Annotated in this window: 10 protein-coding genes; 8 read left to right on the top strand and 2 right to left on the bottom strand. The window is 61.2% G+C overall.

Annotated features, from left to right (window positions below):
* The first annotated feature begins 78 nt into the window (after positions 1-78).
* The 6 genes from VEW47_10085 to VEW47_10110 all read left to right on the top strand — a co-directional run bounded on the left by VEW47_10085 (position 79) and on the right by VEW47_10110 (position 15,239).
* A complete protein-coding gene (locus VEW47_10085; protein HYS05528.1) occupies positions 79-5,421 on the top strand; it encodes a DUF4011 domain-containing protein in 5,343 nt (1,780 codons plus the stop codon).
* 180 nt (positions 5,422-5,601) lie between these two features.
* On the top strand, positions 5,602-7,365 hold the full coding sequence (locus VEW47_10090) for a hypothetical protein (GenBank protein ID HYS05529.1): 1,764 nt from the start codon (positions 5,602-5,604) through the stop codon (positions 7,363-7,365).
* 788 nt (positions 7,366-8,153) lie between these two features.
* On the top strand, positions 8,154-9,908 hold the full coding sequence (locus VEW47_10095) for a HEAT repeat domain-containing protein (GenBank protein ID HYS05530.1): 1,755 nt from the start codon (positions 8,154-8,156) through the stop codon (positions 9,906-9,908).
* A gap of 614 nt (positions 9,909-10,522) precedes the next feature.
* Positions 10,523-11,569, top strand: coding sequence for a choice-of-anchor P family protein (locus VEW47_10100; protein HYS05531.1), 1,047 nt, complete (start codon positions 10,523-10,525; stop codon positions 11,567-11,569).
* A gap of 399 nt (positions 11,570-11,968) precedes the next feature.
* Positions 11,969-14,338, top strand: coding sequence for a protein kinase (locus VEW47_10105; protein HYS05532.1), 2,370 nt, complete (start codon positions 11,969-11,971; stop codon positions 14,336-14,338).
* A 91-nt stretch (positions 14,339-14,429) separates the two neighbouring features.
* Positions 14,430-15,239 (top strand): class I SAM-dependent methyltransferase, encoded by an 810-nt coding sequence (locus VEW47_10110; protein HYS05533.1) that lies wholly within the window; start codon positions 14,430-14,432, stop codon positions 15,237-15,239.
* Between the two features lie 479 nt (positions 15,240-15,718).
* Here the strand turns inward: VEW47_10110 and VEW47_10115 are convergent, their stop codons facing one another.
* Positions 15,719-16,543: a nucleotidyl transferase AbiEii/AbiGii toxin family protein gene (locus tag VEW47_10115; GenBank protein ID HYS05534.1), complete on the bottom strand. Its 825-nt coding sequence runs from the start codon at positions 16,541-16,543 to the stop codon at positions 15,719-15,721.
* Complete coding sequence (locus tag VEW47_10120) at positions 16,540-17,397, bottom strand: type IV toxin-antitoxin system AbiEi family antitoxin domain-containing protein (GenBank protein HYS05535.1); 858 nt, start codon at positions 17,395-17,397, stop codon at positions 16,540-16,542. Before VEW47_10120 ends, VEW47_10115 begins: the two co-directional genes overlap by 4 nt.
* A gap of 489 nt (positions 17,398-17,886) precedes the next feature.
* Here VEW47_10120 and VEW47_10125 point away from each other — a divergent pair, with 489 nt between their 5' ends.
* A complete protein-coding gene (locus tag VEW47_10125) occupies positions 17,887-20,082 on the top strand; it encodes a DEAD/DEAH box helicase family protein (GenBank protein ID HYS05536.1) in 2,196 nt (731 codons plus the stop codon).
* Positions 20,079-20,405 carry a hypothetical protein gene (locus tag VEW47_10130; protein ID HYS05537.1) on the top strand — a complete coding sequence of 109 codons (327 nt, stop codon included), beginning with the start codon at positions 20,079-20,081 and terminating at the stop codon, positions 20,403-20,405. Before VEW47_10125 ends, VEW47_10130 begins: the two co-directional genes overlap by 4 nt.
* The last annotated feature ends 818 nt before the right edge of the window (positions 20,406-21,223 follow it).

The raw sequence follows: 21,223 nt of genomic DNA on the forward strand, positions 1-21,223 counted from the left end.
ACCAGTCCAAGAGGTGCGATAGAATCCCCCAAAGCCCAACCGTACCCTGACCGCTCAAACGCGGTAGAGGCAGTGAGAATGTCGGAAGGCGACGATCTCTTTGCGGGTAGGTTATCCACCGCAGATGCCCTGTTTCGACTTCGCAAACGGCTCCTGGACCTCACTGCGAGGAACCGGCTACTTTCGTTCCGATGGACGCGGGGGAGGGTTGTCCGCGCTGTAGATACCGGTCTCGATGATCTTTACACCCATTTGCGGGAGGGCGGCGCGCTGCTCTTCCAGCCAGTCCCCGAGCCCCGCCGGGAGGACTACGAGATCGTGGGCTCCGGTCGGCGCAAACCGGAGGCGGCGCAGTTCGCTGAGAAGCAAGGGATCAACATCAGCTACGAGCTTCCACCTAAAGGCGCTGGACCCACTCGGCGCATCCAGACTCTTCTGTACCCGGAGGACTTGGAGCGCGTCCTGCGGAATATAGACAGGGCCGCCCGAACCGCCATCGAAGAGTCGGGCACCAACATGCTGTACCTGGCTTTCGGATTCCTTCAGTGGTACGAGAGTGACAATTCGCAGGAGCCGAGGCACGCGCCGCTCATCACCATGCCTGTCATGCTCAAGCGAATCCGGCACAACCAAGCCTTCTATTACGAGGTAATGCATAACGGGGAGGACATTGCAGACAACCTGACACTCCGGGAGAAACTCAGGCAGGACTTCTCCTTGAATCTCCCCTCCCTCGACGAGGAGGCCCTCCCAACCGCATACTTCGCCCAGGTTGCCCAGCTGGCACGCGCGAAAGCCGTGCCTCCATGGCGGGTCAGCCCCCAGGTGAGTCTTGGTCTGCTCTCCTTCGGGAACCTCCTCATGTACCTGGACCTCGATCCAACCCGTTGGCCGACGGGGAAGGCCATCGACCAGAGCATCTTGGTGAAGAGTCTGTTCGAGGGGACTGCTGGCGAGGCAGGGCTGGTAGGCGAGGCGTCCGAGTACCAGGTGGAGGAGGATCCACGAGCCACCCGACTGCCACTCGTCTTCGATGCGGACTCTTCACAGCATAGCGCTCTCGTCGACGCCATGGATGGTAAGAACCTCGTCGTGGAAGGGCCGCCGGGCACAGGGAAGTCTCAGACCATCAGTAACCTTATCGCGACGGCGTTGACAGAAGGCAAAACAGTGCTCTTCGTTTCGGAGAAGCTCGCTGCGCTCGAGGTGGTCCGGGATCGGCTGGATCGCGCGGGCCTTGGAATGTTTTGTCTCGAACTTCACAGCCACAAGACCCAGAAGCGGAAGCTCTTGGACGACATCGCCGGTCGGCTGTTTGCGCGAGGGACCTTCCCGAAGCCGCAAGAGCTCGAGGCGAAGCGGAAAGAGCTCGAAACCCGTCGGCTACGGCTGAAGCAGTATGCAGACCTGATGAACTCCGTGATGCACAATGAACTAGAGCTGACTGTCCACTGTGTTCTGTGGGCAGCCGAGCGTCATCGTCGCGCGCTCGGGGCGAAGGTCACGCTTCTGAGTGCTGAGGAGTACCCGCCCGCCAGGGGGTGCACCTACGCCGAGCACGAACGCCTTAAGGAGGCGGCGAAGGAGCTCGCGGAGCACTCCGGCGCGATCGGCGGGCGTCCGAAGGACCACTCGTGGTTCGGCTACTATCCCTTCAAGCTGGTCCTCGGTGATGAGCCGGCCGTGGCCCGGGTCGTCCGGCAACTCGCCGAGGCGGCTGACGAATTGGGGGCTGAGTACGCAGGGGCCCACGAGCGATTGGGCCACGATCTATCGCCGACGCGTCGCGCGTTTGAAAGTCTGCGAAGTCAGGTGACGGCCCTTCCCTCGCCCTCAGGGACTGAGGCCTTCGACCTCCTGCCCGGCATCTGTGCCGAAGGCGCCATCGAGGTCGTACGGGGGCTCGAACGACAGGTGCGTTTTGTGCTTGAGCGCCTGGCGAGGCTCCAGCGCATGCTGATCAGCACCGATCACCTGGGGCAGGCAGACATCGATATTGCCAGGGGGGCCGCCGGGGAGGCCGCGAAGCTCAATCAGGCGGATACCCCGCATCAGGATCTCCGGCGATGCGGTCAGGTACTGCGGAGTCTCGCTGCCGAGGTTCATCAGGCCTGTGAATTCTTTGCTCACGTAGCCGAGTGGCACGGGGTCGAGGTTGCGCCGACCAAGCAGGGGTTAGCGGCGCTCTGGGCCAGTCTCCAGGCCGCGCGAGCCGCGCCACTGGACCTACTGAAACACCGGCGGCCTCAGCTCGGTGAACCAGCGGCCACGACGGTTATGGAGCAGGCCGCCGCGCGAGCGGCCACTCTGCGCGAGCAACGTAAGACCGTGCAGACCCTGTTCGATTTCAGCCTCATGCCGCCACGGGACGAGCTCGTCGCCGCCCTCCGAGCAAATCGGACGAGCGCCGGGTTCCTGAGGAGTTTCCGCCCCGAGTGGCGGAGAGCTGCACGCACCTATCGAAGCATCCGCCTAGACCGACCGTGGGTACTGCGTGCGGCGCGATGCGAGATCGAGCTGCACACCCTGATCACCTATCTCGACGAAAGGGCAGCGTTCGACAGCGATGCCGAGCTCCGTCGATTGCTCGGGGAGTTATTCCTGGGCATCGATACCGATTTCGGGCTTGTGAAGCGGCTAACCGACTGGTACGCGTGCGCGAGGAAGACCTTCGAGAAGGTCAGCGGGCCAGTTGATCTCACGCTCTTGCTCGGGTTACCAGCGGATACGATCCGCGATCTGACGGCCAGGGCTTCGGAGGGCGAACGGTATTGGAAAGTAGTGGAGGATCTCCATGAATGCGTGCAAGCGGAGTTCCGCCACACCCGCATGCCTCCCGTGCTCATAAGCGAGGGGGCGCCTCTTACAGACCTGAATGCCGCGCTCCAGGCCACCGCAGTGACCCTCGCGCAGATCGCTGAGACCCTCGACGGCTATCTCGCGGCTCCGGCATCCCCTCGTGAGTTAGTCGGCCTGCTGGAGGAGGCAAGTGCGGTGGCTACCGCACGGCGGGCGATCGAAAACGCGGCGCACGCGCGGGCACTGCTTGGAGAGCGCTTCGGTGGCCTGACCACCGATTTCGGACCAATCAATGACATCGCCGACTGGAGCCAGCGCCTACAGCGTATGGAGATCCCGGCAGGAATCAAGACTTGGATTCTCTGCCCTGAGGCGATGGTCAAGTTGAACGCCCTACGAGCAGCCGTCGAAGGCATCGATGCACACTGGCAAGCGGTCCGGGCTGCCGCCCAAGAATTCAACCAGTTCGGGGTTCTGGATTGGAACACGTGGCAGCGGGGGTATAGCGAGGACGCCCAGGGTATCGCGGACCGGGCGAGGCGGGCCGTCACTGACCTCGACGGGCTATGGGTGTGGGCGGGATTCAGCCGGGCCTGCCGTCGAGTAGACGAGCAGAACCTGGGGACCATCAGTGCTCTCGTTCTCGACGGGCGACTCACGGGGTCGGAGATTAGCTCCGCGTGCGGCTTCCTGTTTTACAACTCCATCGCGCGCGCGATCTTGCGGGACAACCCCACGTTGGTCGAATTCTCTGGGTTGAGCCACGAGCATCTACGGCAGGCGTTTCAAGATCTCGACAAAGAGGTGATTAAGTTGAACGGTAAGCAGTGTGCGCACGTCATCGACCAGCGGGCGCAGGCGGCGCCTTGGGGCCTTGGGTCAGGGTCCCCCAAGAGTTACACCGAGATGGCCTTAATCGCCCATGAGATTCAGAAGAAGAGGGCTCATATGCCTATCCGTCAGCTCGTCAACCGAGCGGGCCGAGCCCTCCAAGCGTTGAAGCCCTGCTTCATGATGGGCCCGCCTTCTGTGGCGCAGTACCTTGAGCCTGGGAAGCTTCACTTTGACCTAATCATCATGGACGAGGCCTCCCAAGTTCGTCCGGAGGAGGCGATCGGGGTGCTGGCACGAGGCGGCCAGATGGTGATCGTGGGCGATCCGAAGCAGCTGCCGCCAACTAGTTTCTTCGATCGCTTCTGGGAGGGGTCCGACGGGGAAGAAGAGCGGGAGGAGACTGCCGCCGGCGGCATGCAGAGCATTCTCAATCTCTGCCTATCCCGCTACCACCCGCCACGACAACTGCGCTGGCACTACCGCTCCCAGCATGAGGCGCTGATCCACTTCTCGAACAAGGAATTCTACGACGATCGACTCATCATCTTCCCCTCAGCCCACGGTCTGCAGGCGGGACTCGGCCTCCGCCACCATTACGTAGCGAAGGGGCTCTATGACAATCGGCGGAACCTGGAAGAAGCTAGGCGTGTGGCAGATGCTGCCCTTCAGCACTTTGTCGCCTGTCCATACGAGTCCCTGGGGGTCGCCACGCTCAATATCCCGCAGCGTGACCTAATCGATGAGGAGATTGACCGACGACTCCGGATAAACCCAGAGGCGGAACGGTACATCGAAAAATGGAAGGGTGCGGGGCTCATGCCCTTCTTCGTGAAGAACCTGGAAAACGTGCAGGGCGATGAGCGCGACGTGATCTTTATTTCCACGACGTACGGCCGGAACCAGGAGGGCGTGGTTGCGCAGCGATTCGGCCCGATCAATCAGACCGATGGCTGGCGTCGGTTGAACGTGCTCTTCACGAGAGCGCGGAAGCGGATCGAGTTATTCACCTCGCTACAACCCGGAGACATCCTCGTCGATGCCCACTCGTCCCGTGGAGTACGCGCCCTACACGATTACTTGTCATACATCCGAGATGGGATCTTCGAGGGACGAAGGCCCGGAGAGAGGGAGCCGGACAGCGACTTCGAGATCGCGGTCGCTGACATTCTCCGAAATGCCGGCTATGAGGTAGTTCCGCAACTCGGGGTGGCTGGTTTCTTCATCGATATCGCCGTCAGGAACCCGACCCGGCCGGGCGAGTACATCGCGGCGATCGAGTGCGATGGGGCGACATACCACTCAGCCCGCTCGGTGCGGGACCGGGATCGAATCCGGGAGGAGATTCTCAAGGGCCGGGGGTGGCAGGACCGGATCTACCGTATTTGGTCCACCGACTGGTTCCGAGACCCGGCCAACCAGATCAAGCGGCTCCTGGCATTTCTCGAAGCGGTTCGGGGGCAAGTAGACGCGAAGGCAAGCGCTGAACAGCAGAGGCAACCAGGGCAAGTCCCTGTGCAGCCTTCGATGCCGACGGTCGCGGAAGGTCCCGCTGAAGCAGAAACGTTCGGTGTTCAAGTTGGGGACTGGGTGACCTACTGCAGCCTGGAGGCGCCGGGGGACGTGAAACGGATACAGATCGTTGAAGGGGTGAGCGATGGCCAGAGGAATATCTTGGGAAGCCATACTCCACTTGCCCAGGCACTCCTCAGAGCACAAATAGGGGACGAGGTGGAGCTTAGAGTCAAGGGCTTGCCTCCTCGACCCATAAAAGTGCTCGACATTGACTGAGGTTAAGGTTCATCAACGATTGCGGGGACGAGGTTTTGAAAGGTTAGAACTTGTGACGCGCAGAATCCAGGACCGGGTTTGATCGGCGACTTCAGAGCGACCATGTCGATGGAAAAAGTGTTCAACCGAGATGACGGGACTCGGAACATGCCCGGGATCGACTCGTCATGGCGAGCTTGGGTGAGCGCATCTCGAACGAGAAACTTCTGTAATGACGACCCCCTCCTCGACTGGCTGGAGGAGTACGGTGAAGCGAAGGGCTTCGCTAAGGACTCATCGGCCGAGTCTTATGACCCCCGCACCGATTTCCTGCAGTTCGTCCTGAAGAAGGGCAATGATTTCGAGGCCGTAGTGCTCGAGTATCTCGCGGGCAAGGTCCAACTCCGGCGGATCGCCGCGGAACCCAAAGAGGTCAGGGACCCCGCTGTGGCGGCTCGGACATGGGAAGCGATGCTGGCTGGGACCGAAGCCATCGCACAGGCTGTACTCTGGAACCCCGAGACGCAGACCTACGGGGCTGCCGACCTGCTCCTGCGGAGCGATATACTCGCCCGGCTGTTTCCTGGATCGATCTCGCGCGACCAGGCCGCCTTCATGGCGCCAGACATCGCAGGCGCGCGGTGGCACTACCGTGTAGTGGACATCAAGTTCATGACCCTCCATATGCTCAAGGACGGACATGCGGCGAGCCAACATCGCGAGTACATGGCGCAGGTCTGGGTCTACAACGAAGCACTTGGCCGCGTCCAAGGCGTGGTCCCTCCATGCGGCTACCTGCTTGGCCGCGGGTGGGAACAGCTCAAGGAGCGCGGCAGATCCGCCATGGAGCGATTGGAGCGTGTGGACCGAGACTTCGTCTTCGGGAGGAAGGACATCAGCCTCCGGGAGCTCGCGCTCGGCGCTTGTGACTGGGTCCGGAGGATGCGTGCGGACGGTGGGAAGTGGACAGTGCTCCCCGATCCGAGCATGGACGAACTTCGACCGAACATGCGGTACGCGGAAGACGCGCCCTGGCACCTCGCGAAGCAGCAGATCGCGGCCCAACTCGAGGACCTCACGCTCCTCCCGCGAGTGACGCCCCAGCTCCGCAGATTGGCAATCTCTGCGGGCCTCCACCGCTGGACTGACCCAGCCTGCACCGCGGAGCGTCTGGGAATCAGCGGCGAGACGATTGTCCCGCTGGTCAACGCGATCATCCAGGCCAACCACTCCCCCGCGGGAGGCTCCGTGCTCTTCCCGGAACAAGTCACCGTCAACCACGAGCTGTGGCGCCTCCCGAAGCCGGCCGAGTTCTATGTGGATTTCGAGACCGTATCGGACTTGGACGACGACTTCAGCAGGCTCCCGCAGAAGGGAGGCCAGCCCCTGATCTTCATGGTCGGGTGCGGCTACCTCGCCGACCCCACCGATCTGCAGACGTGGGCCTTCAAGGTGTTCACCGCGAACCGGCTGAGCACGGATGAGGAACAACGGGTCATCACGGACTGGCTCGCGCACATGCGTACAGTCTGTGCGGCAGGAAGAACGACCCTGGAAGAGTCGCGGCTATTCCACTGGTCCCCGGCTGAGGTTTCGAACCTTACGACCGCCTACAACTCCGCGGCTCCTCGCCACGGCTTCCCGCCCTGGGATCGCCTCCCCTGGATGGACCTGCTCAATAACGTGGTTAAGAAGCAGCCCGTAACCGTCCGCGGCGCGTTCGGATTCGGGCTCAAGGCTGTGGCCAAGGCCATGTACCAAGCGCGTCTCATCGCGACGAACTGGGGCGACGGACCCACGGACGGGCTCGGGGCTATGATCGGCGCGTGGTGGTGTAATGGGGAGGCTGCCAGGCGCTCGGGGTCGATGCGCGACCTGGATTTGATGAAGTCCATTGAGGCCTACAACGAGGTGGACTGCCGCGTGATGGCTGAGGTGCTGCACTTCTTAAGGACCCGGACGTGAAAAGCCCTCTCTTCGGCTCGGGCCCAACCTCAATGGATCAAGGTAGGACTCGACCAGACTGTCGCTTGGGCAGCATTACTCCACCGATTACGCTCCCATCTGCGGGACGAATATCATGAGGGGCGCAGGTGCAGGATACACATACTTCACGGAGGAGATTGGACACATGAGTCGAACAACGTCGATAGGAGCGCCCTTCTTGGTGGCTATGTCTCTGCTCGCTTGGACAAGAGCGAGCTACGCTGCCGATCTACTGCCCGATCACGTCTACCCACCTTTTCTCATCACGCAACCTCCAGCCCACATTGAATCAGGTGGATCGGCGCAAATAGTGTACGGTCTGGCGGTATTGGCGTTCGGAGCAGCAATAATCGCCCTTGAAGTCTACGTGATGATCAAGCAACATCGCTATTGGGATACATGGTCCACAAAGATGATCGGCCTTACCCTTGTCATAACCGCCGGCCTATTTTTGATACCAGCAGGGTATAGCCAAGAGCAGATCGCGCCCCTGGTGGGATTGTTGGGCACGATAGCGGGCTATCTCCTGGGTTGGGAAGGCAACCGCGAAGTCCAGCCAAGGCCCCCCCATGCGGGCAGTCGTGATTCACTCGCGCGGTAGTGGACTTTCTGCCGATCCTGGCAAAGATTCTCGGCTCTTAAGGCCCGGGGTCCGTCTATTGTTCTTTCTGCTCACTATTCCCTCCCACGCATTTCCAGCCCCCGTTGGACTCCTTGAAAGCCATGTCGTCCAGGTCTGGACTGATGAGCTCGCCGATCAGTCCAGCATGTGTCGAGAGGCGGCCGCCATCGGCCTTCGCGATGCGGAGGCTCTCGCTAGCGGAGCAGCGCCTCTCCTCGAGCGCGCCCTTGGCGATAGTGACTGGAGACTTCGGCTTGTCGCCGCCGAAGCGCTCGCTAATCTAACCTCATCGGATCGGCCGATCGATGTGACGATAGAGCTGCTATCTCATCCCGATGATGCCGCACGGGTTCGAGCGGTAGAGCTATTGTCTAGACTCCCTACCCGAGATCAACGCTCGATAGAACCTTTGCTGAACGCCTTAGGCGACGACACACCCATGGTCCGAGAAAGCGCAGCAACTGCTCTTGGCAATGTCGAGCGCGGCTCGGATAGGATTCTTGCAGCGCTGCGGAGTAGATTGTCGGACGAGAACGATGGCGTGGTGGTCGCTGCCGGTGCAGCCTACTATCATTTGGTTCATTCGACACTTGCCGAGGGCAGCGAACAGATCGCCCTGTCGGCAATTACTGATGTCCTCCGGTATACATACTACGAGCAATATCGCAGGCAGGCAGTCCGTGAGCTTGGCAGGATCGGGTTTGCTGCTCAGCGCGCCCTCCCGTACATCCAGAGATTTTGGCATCATTCGAACAGTCAGGAAGCGCAAGAGGCATACGACGCCGTTCGTTCAATATGTCCGACCGCTGTATGTCTTCAATCCAGTGTTCACTCCCTGCTGTTAGATCCTCACGCGAGTGACGCCGCGCGCCTGAACATGTTTCAGACGATGGTTTCCTTTCGTGGTCAGTTGCCATCGAAGACGGTTACCGAGTTGAATCATCTCATGCATGATAAGGATGGTGTTCTTCGGACTCGCGCCATGGGTGCGCTCTATCGGAATAACCCGCAGAACAAGACCGTCCTAGGGATGTTGATTAATGAACTGAAGAGCGTTGATCCCATCACTCGATGGTCCGCTGGTTCCGTTCTAGCAGAGATTGGAACAGAGGCAGCAATAGCGATCCCAACCCTTCGCATGGTTCTCATTGCACATCCAGAACCATCGATCGCACGAGCGCTATGGAAGGTCAGCGGTGAGGTATCAACTGCTGTCGAAGCCCTTACTGGCATTCTGAAGGACCCGCGGTTGACGTTGCCCGCTCTGGATGATGCAGCTAAGTGTTTGGGGGAGATGGGGCCGGCGGCTCGGCCGGCTACAGGGAGCTTAGTAAACGCAATGGAAGAGTGGAGTGGTATGGCGGATCTTGCTATTGCGGAGGCCCTTTGGCGGATTGAGGGAAGCCGGGAGAGAGTTCTGCCGATTGTAACTGCGAAACTTCAATCCCCAATCATTGCGGATCAGAAGCGAGCTGCCGATTTAGCGGGTGAAATTGGAGCAGAAGCGACTACGGTCCTCCCGACTCTACTTGATGTGGGGTGTTGCTCTGTAGAGCCTGTCCGGAGTGCGGTGTTTGAGGCGATTGAAAAGATTGACCCCAACGCGAACTATTTCATCGACCTACCCTCAAAGCGCCCGGAAATGGAAAGAGTGAGTTCAATGGCTCGACGAGGGGGTGTGGCGATGGCGGTTGTGTTCAGTGTCGTCGTTCTTGGAGCACAAATCGTCGTCGTAGGCCGCAAGAATGGCGAATGGAGTCGAAACGCAGTCAAATCCATCGTCGTGTCGATGTGCATCTGCTCTTGCATCATCCTCTTGAGTGCGGGAGAGCCACGAGTGTTAAGGTGTCTTAGTGGGGTGTTCGGGGTCATCCTAGGATACGTCTTTTCGGATCGCTGACCGCTCGTGCGGCCGAAACGTTCAGATTACCCGGAGCGGTAGTCAGAAAAGCGGAAACAAACGGCATGCGGGCCAGCGTTCGCGGTGTACAAAGGCCATAATTGTCTAACACCGGGCGCTTCCCGCAGATTGGAGTCCTTGTCTCTACTGAAAAGTCCATCCGGGTCGAAAGTGATACAAGGGCGAACACGCTCGTCGGCGCACCCCATCGCCGGGCGAGCTGAGACCGGAACCGGGTCCCGACGGCTCTCTGGCTGTTAACCCGCCGGTCCCCGAGTTCGAGGAGAGTTACGCTTGGGGAGCCAGAACTCATACTTCTCGGAAGTGCGGGCCGCGAGTCCCCCAGCGCGGACCACGCCGACCACCGTTCCCGGCCCGAAGCACCCCGGACAGAACCATCCAGTCAATCTCCTCCATGGTTTCCTTGACCGCAATTCAGGTTTTCCCCGGATACCCTCTCGGGCAAGCCCGGAGGAGATTAACCCTAACCGGGAGGGTGAGCCCTTTCACCTCAGAAGAGGTCTCGCCGGAAGGAGGTGATCCAGTGACAGTTGAAGAACGCGAGACTCATCCGTTGGCGTGGGCGCCGGCTTCTCAGAAAGGAGAAGTCGACCATGAAGTCCAAGACGAAGCATTTCTGGTTCGGCTGCACGACGTTCGTCGTGGCTATTGCGCTGAGCGGCTGGGCATCTCCCCTCCAGGCTCAGGTCACTTACAGTGGCAGGGCCTTCGCGGCCTACGTCAATCTTCCCACCCTGGGCCTCGGCCCTCAGTATTTCTCCGACACGGGTGAACTGCCCTCCCAAGGCGGGTCCCGGTCAGCTCAACTCGTCGACGCTCAGGTTCCAGGTATTCTCAGCGCGGCGCTCCTGGTGGCCAGGACCAGCGGGGCCAACGGCGTGGCGCGGAGCTCGGCGTCTCTTGTGGAAGCCCAGTTGTTTCCCGGGAACGTCGCGCAGGTCACCGCGAGGTTCGTGGGAGCCGAATCGGAGGCGACCTGCGATGGGGTGCGGGGCTCAACGGAGGTGGCTCAGGTCACCTTCGGGGGCCTCGCCCTCAGCGTCGATCCCTTTACTCCGAATCAGGTGTTCACTCTTCCCGATCCGATAGGAGGGCCCCCGCTGGCCACGCTGACCATCAATGAGCAGCGGAGGGAACTGGGTGCTGGGTCCAGGGCCATCACAGTCAACGCGGTGCACCTGACCCTCAAATCCGGGGACGAGGTCGTGCTTGCCGGCACCCACAGCGACATTAACGGCTGTCCGGGCTGCCCCCCAGCTCCAGAGTGCGAGGATTTCGTCACGGGCGGCGGTTGGATCATGACCGGCGGGGACCGAGCCAACTTCGGCTTCAACGCCGGGTTCAAGCCAAACGCATCCTCCCCGGACGTTTCCTTCAATTACATCGACCACCGCACCGGGATGCATATGAAGGCGACCACCATCACGGTCTATGCAGAAGGAAGGACCAAGACGAGTCGCCACTTCGAGGGGGCCGCCGAGATCAATGGCGTGCCGGGATACACCTATCAGATTGACGTGGAGGACAACGGAGAGCCGGGACGGTCGACGGACAGTCTGACTATCGGCCTCAGCAACGGCTATCGGGCTGCTGGCCACCTGGCTGGAGGGAATATCCAGCTCCACAAACCCTGCCCGTAGTCTCCGCGAAAAGCCTGTCACAAGTTCCCTGGCGGCCCCGGTCCTCCGGGGCCGCTCTTTTTCCGGAGGCCAACGGGACACCGTGTTCGAACGTTTATCTAGGTGTACACTCACGTCCTCCGTGGTTCGAACCAAGCCAGGCTCGAACGTTTACCTGCGTGTGCATGCACCCGCGCCCCTGGTTCGAACCGCTCCCGAGTTCGAACATTTCGATCACGTGGGGAGCCAACGCCTTTTCCCTCGTGAGCCTCGGTCGTTTACGCGACCGAGGCTCTTGCTCTATTGGCGCAGGACCGGTTGGCTGTGTCTCGGCGCCTCCCACCGACGCTCTGATAGAATCCGGCTCACGGAGTCACGCCGATCCGCCTTCGACTGTTCGAAATGAAGAGGTCCCGGCCGATGGAAGGCAGGACGCTTGCTCATTACCGCATCCTCGAGAAGATCGGCGGCGGCGGGATGGGGGTCGTGTACCGGGCGCACGACGAACGCCTTGAGCGTGACGTCGCCCTGAAGGTCCTCTCCCCGGGACTGCTCTCGGACGAAGCGGCCCGTCGGCGTTTCCGCAGGGAAGCGCTCGCCCTCTCCAGACTCAGTCACCCGGGCATCGCGACCGTATTCGACTTCGACACCCAGGAGGGAGTGGACTTCCTGGTGATGGAATTCGTTCCCGGGCAGACGCTGGCCGAAAAGCTGGCGGGCGGCCCGCTCCCCGAAAAAGAGGTGGCGACACTGGGCGCGCAGATCGCCTCGGCCCTGGAGGGGGCGCACGAGCGGGGCGTGGTGCACCGGGATCTGAAGCCCGGGAACATCATGGTGACGCTCAAAGGACAGGCCAAGGTGCTCGACTTCGGCCTGGCGATGCTGCTGCGGCCCGCGGGAGAACGGTCCCAGATCGAAACGCTGAGCCGCGAACACGCCGCGGTGGGGACGTTGCCTTACATGGCGCCCGAGCAACTACGCGGCGAGAGAATGGATGCCCGCAGTGACATCTACGCGGCGGGGGCCGTGCTCTATGAGATGGCCACACGACAGCGGCCTTTCCCGGAGACGAGCGCGCCGCGGCTCATCGACGAGATTCTGCATCATGCGCCCCAGACGCCGAGGTCGATCAACGGCCGTATCTCTCCCGCTCTGGACGGCATCATCGTGAAGGCCTTGGACAAGGAGCCGCAACGACGCTACCAGTCGGCCGCGGAGTTGCAGATCGATCTGGAGCGGCTGGGGGCGCCCGTGCTGCCGAGAGCTGCGCCTCGGTCGCGGCTGCGCGGCCTCTGGTGGGCTCTCTTACCGGCGAGTGCCTTGCTCTCGCTTGCCGCGCTGATCGTGGGTCTGAACCTGGCCGGTGTGAGGGAACGACTTTTCGGCCGGGCCGCCCCGGGCCGAATTGAGTCCCTGGCGGTGCTGCCGCTGGAAAACCTCTCGATGGACCCAGAGCAGGAATACTTCGCCGACGGGATGACCGAGGAGCTCATCGCCGATCTCGGCAAGATTCGGGCCCTGCGGGTGATCTCTCGAACCTCCGCGATGCGATACAAGGGGACGAAGAAGTCCCTGCCGGAGATCGCCCGTGAGCTGAACGTGGACGCGCTCGTGGAAGGCTCGGTCCTGCGCGCCGGGGACCGGGTGCGGATCACCACGCAGTTGATCCAGGCGGCCACGGATCGCCATCTCTGGAGTGAGAGCTACGAGCGCGACTTGAGGGACGTTCTGGCGTTGCAGAGCGAGGTCGCGCGGTCGATCGCCCGGGAGATCAAGATCGCATTGACGCCGCAGGAACAGGCGCGCTTTGCTGAGGCGCGCCCGGTTGACCCAGAGGCCCAGCAGCTCTACCTGAAGGCGCGATATTACGCGGCCAAGGACACCCAGGAAGGCGCCCGGAAGGCCCTCGAATACTTCCAGCAATCGATCGACAAGGACCCCGCCTACGCCGCGGCCTATGCCCAGCTCACCAACACCTATGTCATGCTCGGATATACCGGAATCGATGTGCTCCCTTCCCGCGAAACGATGCCCAGAGCAAAGGCGGCCGCCCTCAAAGCCCTGGAGCTTGACGACACCCTTGCGGAGGCCCACACGGCTCTGGGATTCGTGAGATGGGCCTACGACTGGGACTGGACGGCCGCCGAGAAGGACTTCAAGCGAGCCATCGAGCTCAGTCCTGGTTATGCCACGGCCCACCTTCGGTATGCCAACTTTCTTTGCTCGCTTGGGAGATTCGACGAGGCGGTTGAGGAAGATAGGCGAGCCCTGGAGTTCGACCCGCTTTCCATCATCATCAATCACGGTCAGGCGTGGCCGTACCACCTCTCGAGGCGTTACGACCAGGCTATCAAGACGTACCGGAAGACGCTGGAGATGGAGCCAAACTTCCCCCGGACACACCTGCGGCTCGGGGAGGTGTATGCGGCAAAGGGGATGTATCGGGAGGCCATCGCCGAATATGAGAAGTTCTCCGCTCTCGGGGGAGGCAGCACCATGGCACTGGCTCTCATCGGGAACGCCCATGCTCAAGCGGGCGAACGGCATGACGCGCTCCGGGCGCTGGAGGAGCTGACGGCGGAGTCGAAGCGAAGGTACGTGCCTTTCTTTCATATTGCGATCGTTCATGCAGGGTTGGGCGATAAAGATCAGGCCTTTGCGTGGCTCGACAGAGCATACGAGGAACGCTCCCAATTTCTCGTTGACCTCAAGTTCATTCCGATCCTCGACCCGCTGCGCTCGGACCCCCGCTTTGCCGATCTCGTGCGGCGGGTCGGATTGCCGCCATGACGCCCGCTTTCGCGCCCATCGTGCACCGATTTGTGTAGGATCGCTGGCGCCGGCCGGCAGTCACGGCCATAGCGGGGAGGGTGCATCAGCATTGGAAGCGAAGCCGAAGGCAGACTGGGGTCAGATCGTCTCCGAGAGGTACTCATCCGACGCCCTGCCCTATCGGGATCTCTGGGCGCCTCTCCTGCTCCCTCACGGGCTGGAGCTCCTCGCTTCGCTGCCGCTTTCTTCGACCTCCCGAATCATCGACGTCGGGTCGGGCTGCGGAGCGCTATTGCCTGGGATCCAGAGCCGCGCTCCTGGAGCCATGGTGATGGCGATCGACAGGGCCCTCGGCATGCTCGCCGTCGCGCCCGTCGAGGTTCCACGCGCGGTGATGGACGCCGGCCGTCTCGGGCTGGCATCCGCCTCGATTGACGCTGTGGTTCTGGCATTCGTCCTGTTCCACACCGCCGATCCTCAGGAAGTGCTGATCGAGGCACGGCGGGTTCTTCGGTCGGGAGGGGTGATCGGGGCCACAACCTGGGACGGCGACCCGCGCTTCCCGGCGCAGCGAGCCTGGATCGAGGAGTTGGACTCCCGTGGCGCTGCGCCGGCCGTTCCGGAGATGATGTCGAACCACGAACCGGTCTGCACTCCGGAGCGCATGCGTGGTCTGTTACAGCGGGCCGGTTTCGGGTCAATTCGAACCTGGAACCATCGCTTCGGGCACGCCTACACCCTCGAGGAATTCATAGCGGTGCGAACGAAGCTCGGATGGAGCAAGCGCCGCGTAGACTCCCTGGCCTCCGAGACGCGGGAAACGTTCCTTTGCAGCGCCCGCCTGCGCCTGGAGAAGATGAGCCCGCGTGATTTTGTCGACGAGGCGGAGATCGTCTTCGCGACCGGCGTCGCCCGCTGAATCCCGGGACGGGGTGGCGCAATGGTCACGGATGCTCACGATGAGCGGATCTGGTCTTGCCCCACTTTCACGCACACGAGGTCAGGTTAGTCTCGCCATAGTCTCGTCCTGCACCGGGCTTACTCCTCCGAGCCCCGACCGACTGCGGGTGAGGTTACAGAAGCCGTCGATTGGGTCAGCCTCGAAGCATGAGGTCCTGGCGGGCGGCGAACCAGCCATCCTGATCCGGGATCGGGCCGGAGTGGGGTCTCGCCGGGCCTCTGCCTGTTAAACCGAACTGCTCTCCGAGTTCGAAGAGACCGTCGCTTGGGGAGCCAGAACTCATCTGATCCAACGTTCGAACTGCTGTTAACCGGCAGTCGAACGTTGGATTTTTTCTTGTCGACGCCCGCTGTTGTTCTTCAAGCGACCCCGGACTACCGTGAGGCGTTACGCCTTGCTCGATAGCAGTCTCTCGATCAGCGGACGCAAATCTGCGATCACGCGTTCGTACGAAGGCAGGTCCGGTACGAGAGGCCCGAGCCACTGCGTCCAAGTCTTTTCGACATGGCCCAGCATCGCTCCGGGGAAGAAGGAATCCGGTCCAGAGAAGGCGACATTGCGGCGGCGCACTTTTCTCGCAGGATCGCCTCGAAATTCGATACGTCCAGCCGAGCCGGGGACGCCCCAAGGATCCGCCAGAGATCGTAGTAATCTCTGGCCCTTGAACGGACCCAACCCCGGCTCTCGAGCGCCCTGGCGTGCTGGAGAATGGCCCGCAATTTCTCTGCGACTATCTCCTCCAGCGAGTAGGTCGCGATCTCCGCGTTGAGCGGCTCGCCGTAATCATGGAGGACGAGACGCCGGGAAGGGGACCTGAGTAGCTTCTCGTCAAAAGCGACCTCGACCATGACACGGGTGTGGGGCTGCCGGTGCCAGGGGAAGCGCGCGCGAATGTCGAAGGCTTCCTGAGATCCAGGATGGGGTTCTCGTTCCTTATGGCGCTCACATACGATCTCCACGGGCGCATAGGGATCGAGAAGTTGCACGGCGCGCGCGCAGGCCTCTTTCACGGCGGCTTCCATCACGGCACCAGTCGGGACGGACTCCACACCCGTGAAATCCAGATCTTCCGAAAATCGATAGTCGCCGAAGTAGCACTTCTTCAGGGCGGTGCCGCCTTTGAAGACCAGCGAGTTCTGCAATATCTCGACCTGCGTGATGCCTGCAAGGATCCATGAAAGCAGGTAATCCCTCTCAAGAACCTCCCAGGGAAGACCCAGCCGCTTGCGCGCCTCCTCCAGGCGCAACCGCAGCGGCTTCATTCCTTCGATATCCCTGGAGCGTTCACCTGGATCATCCATCTCCGATCGCATGCTCCCCCGCGTGGACCGGTCGGATCCAAGGTCCGGTAGCCCTTGATGGGGATTTCTTGAAGAGGTTCAAGCTGGGCGGCGGCGATCCGCACCTGGTGTTCCAGGATCCATCCGAGCCTCTTCGCGGTCGCAGCATCGAGCTTGAGGGCGTAGCCGATGATGCGCTTCAACTCGAGATTGGGGGCACGAACCATGAAGGCGTGCAGGACTTCCGGCAGGCCGCCGCAGTATTGAGGGGCGGCGAGACCGTCGAGGAGGGTCCGCTCGGGATCTGTCATCTTTATGCGCGCTTCGCCAACCCATACCTCGTCTATGCCGAAGAATCGTTCGGGCTTGGTCTGGATGAACTCGTAGCGCGTCCCTGCGACGGGATATCCACTGTGAGCCCGACCATGACTTCCGCCGCGTGCCCGTGGCACCGATCGGGCCGTTGTGAGGACGAACACCGTTCGAGGGACCTGCTCGGTCAATCCGTGATGACTGAGCGCGGACCAGTGGCTGATGGCCGAAGGCTTGACAAGGGCCATCGCGATCTCGAATTCATGGGCGGGTGATGCGCCCGGGACAGCCCCGGAGAGAGCGTAGAGGCCCTTGCGTAGTCTGACGATCCAACCTGACCGCGCCAGGTGGTGCAGTCCCTCATGAAGGTAGCCGGCCGAGAGGCCCACCTTGGAAGCGACCTGACCCGCTTCCTTGACGGTGAAGATGCGTTCTCCCCTCTCGGCCAGCTTTCGAACAAGCTCTGTCCCCGGGGAGGTGTAGACAGCGCGCCTGTTTCGAGCAGCGTCTCGGGGTCGACTCATTGCATCGCTCCAGTCCCTGGGTTCGATGGCGTTAGATATAATATGGCGATGCTTGGAAATTGTCCAATGACCGCCATATGAGATCTACTTGGTGCCGTCTCGCGCAGGTGCGGGCCAGTTGAGGGGTAAGATAAAGACCTCCACCCTGAACGGCGAACTGATCGGTGATCCATGAGCGCGCCCCCAAGGGATCGGCTCAGAGAAGAGATCGCCCGTGCAGAGGCGCTAGTTGCAACGTTGGACTCTGAACGGGAAAGCGCTCGAGTGCGCCTCCAGACGTTACGAGATCAGCTGGCTAAGTCTCGGACTCTGCTCACGCCCCTGTCCGAGCCCTCCCCGATTCCTCACATGTGCGCTCCAGACACTCCCGCAGAGAAGGTTCGGCTCTTCCGTCAGTTATTCCGCGGTCGTGAGGATGTCTTCCCAAAGCTGTGGCTCAGTCCCAAAACCGGAAAGAAGGGATACGCTCCCGCCTGCTCGAACGAGTGGGTGCACGGCATCTGTGAAAAGCCGCGAATCAGATGTGGTGAATGCCCGAACCAGGCATTCATCCAGGTCGGAGACCAGATCATCCTCGATCACCTGCGCGGGCGTCACGTCATCGGCATCTATCCGCTTCTCAAGGACGAGACCTGTTGGCTCCTGGCTGTCGATTTCGACAAGGGCTCCTGGATGGACGACGTACTCGCATTCGCGGAAACCTGTCGTCGACTGCAGATACCCGCCGCCGTGGAGAGATCTCGGTCGGGCAACGGCGCTCACGTCTGGTTCTTCTTCGCGTCTCCCGTCCCTGCCAGCGTTGCCCGAAAGATGGGCTGCTACCTCATCACCGAAACCATGACCCGGCGCCACCAGGTCAGCATGGCATCCTACGACCGTCTCTTCCCGAAGCAAGACACGATGCCGCGCGGAGGATTCGGGAACCTCATCGCGCTGCCCCTCCAGCACGGACCACGTCAGCGGGGTAATACGGTTTTCCTTGACGATCACCTTGCTCCTTACGGTGACCAGTGGGCCCAGCTGGCCTCCGTGCAGAGGATCGGGCCCGCCACAGCAGAGGATATTGCGCGAGAGGCGACGCGCCTGGATCGGGTCATAGGGGTTCGCGAGGTTGAATTGACGGATGAAGGTGATGCCCTTACGCCCTGGGCCCGTCCTCCTTCGGGACTCACCCGACGATGGCCCGTCAATGAACCCTTGCCGCAGACGATCCGCGCCGTCCTTGCGCAACGTCTCTTCATCGATAAGGTCGGCCTTCCCGCCTCCTTGCTGAACCAAATCAAGCGCTTGGCGGCCTTCCAGAACCCCGAATTCTACAAGAAGCAGAGCATGCGGTTGTCGACGGCGCTGACCCCCAGAGTGATTGCCTGCGCAGAAGAATTCCCTCAGCACATTGCCCTGCCGAGAGGATGCCGGAGTGATCTTGAAGATCTGATCACCGAACGCGGAGTTACCCTCGATGTCGACGATCAGCGTCAGGCGGGGAAGCCGTTGAGCATACGCTTCGCAGGCGAGCTGACTCCCGTTCAACGGGAGGCCGTGCAGGCGGTTCTAGAGCACGAGATAGGAGTCATCGTTGCTCCGCCAGGCGTCGGGAAGACAGTGGTAGGAATCCGGTTGATCGCCGAGAGGGCTCGGAACACGCTGGTTCTAGTACACCGACGTCCACTGCTCGATCAGTGGCGCGCACAAATCTCCCTGTTCCTCGGGCTCGATGCGAAGGGAATAGGCCAGATTGGTGGTGGGCAGCGCAGGCCAACAGAGCACATCGACGTCGCCATGATCCAAAGTCTTGTCCGTCACGGGCAGGTCGACGACATCGTTACAAGCTACGGTCACGTGATCGTCGATGAATGTCACCATGTTCCGGCGTTCTCCTTCGAAAAGGTGCTCGCCGAGATCAAGGCCCGGTATCTTGTCGGACTTACGGCGACTCCCCAACGCCAGGATGGTCACCACCCCATCATCGAGATGCAGCTCGGTCCCGTTCGCTTTGCGGTCGGTGCCAGAAGCGAGGCTGCGCGGCGTCCCTTCGAACAACGTCTCATTGTCAGGGAGACGACCTTCCGATCGCGTACCGTCCAACCCGACACCGGCATTCAGGAGTTGTACGACTCCCTGGTCGCTGACAAGGTTCGCAATAACTTGATTCTGAATGATGTGATCTGCTCCCTGGAGGAAGGACGCTCACCGATCCTCTTGACAGAGCGAAATGCTCACCTCGACTATTTCGCCGAACGGCTCCGAAACTTCACCCGGCATCTTGTGGTCCTGCGCGGCGGCAGGACGGCGAAGGCGCGGCGCGAGGTCGCCTCCCAATTGTCAGACATACCTGACGACGAGGAGAGATTGGTGCTTGCAACCGGCCGATATGTCGGGGAAGGCTTCGACGACGCCCGCCTCGACACATTATTCCTGGCTCTCCCGGTCTCCTGGAAAGGCACACTCATGCAGTATGCCGGCCGGCTCAACCGACTGCACCCACGAAAGTCCGAGGTGCGCATCTTCGACTATGTGGACTCCCAAGTTCCGATGCTTCGCAGGATGTTCGAGAAGCGCCTGAGGGGGTACCGTGCAATCGGCTACGCGCGAGGTGAAGCGCCGCTCGGCTACGAGGAGCCGAAGGGCGAACCGGTTGTCGTGTGGGACGAAGGCGAGGTCCGCGAGTTCGGCGAGCAACCATGAAGAATCGCGGCCCTCGTCTCAGCAAGAAGCGATTGAACGAGCTACTTGAGGAGGCAACGATCGATTGCTACAACGAGAGCGAGGAGCTCTGCGGCCTGTTCACGATGATTCAAGAGGGGCTGAGGGTCCCGTTCGAGACCGAGATCCTTAGAGTTCCGGTCACGGTCGAACGAGTCGACCTCGCCCACAACGATATCCTGGCGGTGTGTCGGCGCGGTCGGACCCGGCAGCGGGTACCCCTCCTCGATCTCGCGCTGCCTTCCCCGCTCCCCAGAGGATCGGAGTGGATCGAGGCTTACCGCCGTTGGGTGCGTGGCCGCTAACGCCATGGTCACTTGAGGCATCGCCCGCCTGTTGTGGCAGGTCGAACCGCGCCTCAGTTCGAACCTTGGATCATCTGGGCCCCCACGCGCTCAAAGGTTCGAACCAAGCCGAGCTCGAACGTTGATCTATGTGTGTATGCACTCGCATCCCTGGTTCGAGTTGGAAAGAAGGTGTACCGGTTGGCGGGAATTCGCTAGTGCGGAAAGTCTTCTCGGATGACTGCGGATTACTACGAGAATGGGCAGGTAGTAATGCGCCTATTTTCTTTGATCTCGGCGAAATGGAAGGGCTTTGGTGGCTCTTTGCTAAGAACACCAATGGGTCGGCGTATATCCACCTGTTCTCGCGCGCACAGTTCATCGAATGGCATCGTAGTACGGCAACAGGGGCAGCTCGCCAGTTCGAGGTGTTCGTGAACGACATCCTCCCCAAACTGATCGCGGACTACGAGTCACGTTCTCGGGCCCAGCCGTTGAGATGGGACCCCCTGCAACCTCGCGTGTATCGCAAACGGTTTCGGTTCTAGGACACTTCTTGGTCTTCAGCACCCGCCGCCTGACGTACGTTGAAGTTGACGAACGAGGCGAAGGAGTGCGCGCGGCTCCGCCGCGCAGCTTTTAATTGATTCGTTCGCAACTTAACTGGGGCGTTAGATCTACGGGCGACTATGGATCCCCTCGACTCGATAAAGCAGCATCTGGATCGGACCGACGACCCCACCCTCCTGATCCTGAGGGCCCACCTTCTGCTTGAGGAACGTTTTCGCGATTCCCTGGCTAGAATCTGTCGATCACCTGAGGAGCTACCTGGAGCTCGT

The organism is Candidatus Dormiibacterota bacterium (assembly GCA_035635555.1).
GTDB lineage: Bacteria > Acidobacteriota > Polarisedimenticolia > Gp22-AA2 > Gp22-AA2 > Gp22-AA3.